A 2,814-nucleotide genomic window follows, 5' to 3' on the forward strand; every position below is an offset into this window, starting at 1 on the left:
CCCGCCGGGCCCGCGGCCGCATCGCCGCCGAAGCCGCCGAGGATCACCGAGATGAAGCTGCGGTTCATGCCCTTGCACATGATGTAGGACAGGATCGCGCCCGAGGAGCCCACCAGCGCGCCGGTGATGATCAGCGCGGTGTTGCCCAGCGTGAAGCCGATGCCCGCCGCCGCCCAGCCGGAGTAGGAGTTCAGCATCGACACCACGACCGGCATGTCCGCGCCGCCGATCGGGATGATGATCAGCCCGCCGAAGATCAGGCTGGCGATCACGATCAGCCAGAACACGGTGTGGCTCTCGGTCAGCGTCAGCACCACGATCAGCACCACGATCAGCGCGGCGAGGCCGGCATTGATGGCGTGGCGCATCGGCAGCATGATCGGCTTGCCGCTCATATTGCCGTTGAGCTTGGCGAACGCGATCACCGAGCCGGTGAAGGTGATGGCGCCGATGGCGACGCCCAGGCTCATCTCGACCAGCGCCTGGGCATGGATGTGGCCGGGATCGCCGATCCCGAACGCGGCCGGCGCGTAAAGAGCGGCCGCCGCCACCATCACCGCCGACAGGCCCACCAGCGAGTGGAACGCGGCCACCAGCTGCGGCATGTCGGTCATGGCGATCTTGCGGGCGATATAGGCGCCCACCCCGCCGCCAATGGCGAGCCCGCCGATCAGCAGCGCCCAGCCGCCCACACCTGAGGGCGGCGAGGCCGCCAGCGTGGTCAGGATGGCGATGGTCATGCCGACCATGCCGAACAGATTGCCCTGGCGCGAGGTCGCGGGGCTCGACAGCCCGCGCAGCGCCATGATGAACAGCACCCCGGAGACGAGGTACAGCAGCGCGACAATATTGGCGTTCATATCCGCTGCCTCACTTCTTCTTCGAGTACATGGCGAGCATCCGGCTGGTCACCAGGAACCCGCCGAAGATGTTCACGCTCGCCAGGATCAGGCCGAGGAAGCCGAAGCCCCGCGCCCAGCCCGTGCCTTCCGCCACCGTGTCGACGCCGACCGCCAGCAGCGCGCCGACCACGATCACCGAGGAGATCGCGTTGGTCACGCTCATCAAGGGCGTGTGCAGCGCCGGGGTCACCGACCACACCACGTAATAGCCGACGAACACCGCCAGCACGAAGATGGCGAGGCGGAACACGAACGGGTCGATCGCCCCGCCCGTCAGCGTGTGCGCCACCGCGCCCGCGACATCTCCCGCGCCCTGCGCCGCCATCTCGGCATAGGCCTGCGCCGCGTCCGCCGCCTCCCGCGCCACCGCGGCCGCCGCGCGCGCGGCCTCCGCGGCCTGCGCCGGATCCGGCATCGTCGATGGATTGGCCATGCGTCTCTCCCCGTTCTTCCCGGGCCGTCCGGAGACCCGACCCCCTGGGACATGTTCCTTGGGACATGTTCCCTGGGACCCGGCCTCGCGCCGCCCGCCGCCTTGCGCGGTTATCTCAACATCAATGTTCGCTCGCCCCGCCCTGCCGGCGGCGCATGTGTCGTGTGGTTCCGGTCGTCACCGCGCATGCGCGGGCAAAAGCAGGACCGGCTCAGGAAAAGACCGCCCTTATGGCGGGCAGCACCGGAACGGCCGAACCGGAGCGCCGCCCCGGCTGCGGCAGGGAGGCGCGGGCGAGACCCGCTCCTCCGCCACCCCGACCCTCAGGCCGGCGCCACCGATCTCAGGCCGCGCTCGCCGCCGCCGGCGCGAAGTTCGGGTGCACCACCGCACCGTCCTTCGTCAGCAGCGTCGCCTTCACCAGCTCGTCGTCCCACTTCACGGCAAGGCTCTTCGACCCCTTGTCGATCAGCGTCTCGACAAAGGCGTAGAGGTTCTTGGCGTAGAGCTGCGAGGCGGTCGCCGCCAGACGGCCCGGCACGTTGAGATGCCCGACGATCTTCACGCCATTGGCCGTCGTCACCACCTCGCCGGGAACCGCGCCCGCGACATTGCCGCCGCGCTCCACCGCGAGGTCGATCAGGATCGAGCCCGCCTTCATCGACGCCACCATATCCGCTGACACCAGCTTCGGCGCCGGACGGCCGGGGATCAGCGCCGTGGTGATCACGATGTCCTGCTTGGCGATGTGGCTCGCGGTCAGCGCCGCCTGCTTGGCCTGGTACTCCGCCGACATCTGCTTGGCGTAGCCGCCCGCGGTCTCGGCCTGCTTGAACTCCTCGTCCTCCACCGCGATGAACTTCGCGCCGAGGCTCTCCACCTGCTCCTTCGCCGCCGGGCGCACGTCGGTCGCCGACACCACCGCGCCGAGGCGCCGCGCGGTCGCGATCGCCTGAAGGCCGGCGACCCCGGCACCCATCACGAACACCCGCGCCGCCGGCACCGTGCCCGCCGCCGTCATCATCATCGGGAACGCCCGGCCGAACTCGGAAGCCGCGTCCACCACCGCGCGATAGCCGGCAAGGTTCGCCTGGCTTGACAGCACGTCCATCACCTGCGCGCGGGTGATGCGCGGCATCAGCTCCATCGCGAACAGGCTGGTCCCGGTCGCCGCGATCTCGCCGAGCGCCGTCTCATTGCCGTAGGGATCGGCGATCGCGATCACCAGCGCGCCGGGCTTGGCGCCCTTCAGCGTCGCCGCCTCCGGACGGCGCACGCCGAGCACGACATCCGCCCCGGCCACCGCCGCGGCGTTATCCGCCGCGATCGAGGCCCCGACCGCCTCGTAATCCGCGTCCGACACCCCCGACGCCAGACCCGCCCCCGACGCCACAACAACCTCGGCACCAAGACCGACAAACCGCTTCACCGTCTCAACCGAACCCGAAACACGGGGCTCAACCAAAACGTCTTCGTGCA

General features: G+C 69.8%; 3 protein-coding genes. All 3 read right to left on the reverse strand.

Annotated features, from left to right (window positions below; genetic code table 11):
* Window positions 1-860, reverse strand: an 860-nt coding sequence (locus VRZ77_RS21655; protein ID WP_414594634.1) for an NAD(P)(+) transhydrogenase (Re/Si-specific) subunit beta, incomplete at its 3' end; no start/stop codon positions are given.
* Between the two features lie 10 nt (window positions 861-870).
* Window positions 871-1,335, reverse strand: coding sequence for a proton-translocating transhydrogenase family protein (locus VRZ77_RS21660; protein WP_414594635.1), 465 nt, complete (start codon window positions 1,333-1,335; stop codon window positions 871-873).
* 343 nt (window positions 1,336-1,678) lie between these two features.
* Complete coding sequence (locus VRZ77_RS21665; RefSeq protein ID WP_414594636.1) at window positions 1,679-2,800, reverse strand: Re/Si-specific NAD(P)(+) transhydrogenase subunit alpha; 1,122 nt, start codon at window positions 2,798-2,800, stop codon at window positions 1,679-1,681.
* Window positions 2,801-2,814 lie beyond the last annotated feature (14 nt).

The organism is Ancylobacter sp. G4_0304, assembly GCF_047501495.1.
In the GTDB taxonomy this organism is placed as follows: Bacteria; Pseudomonadota; Alphaproteobacteria; order Rhizobiales; family Xanthobacteraceae; genus Ancylobacter.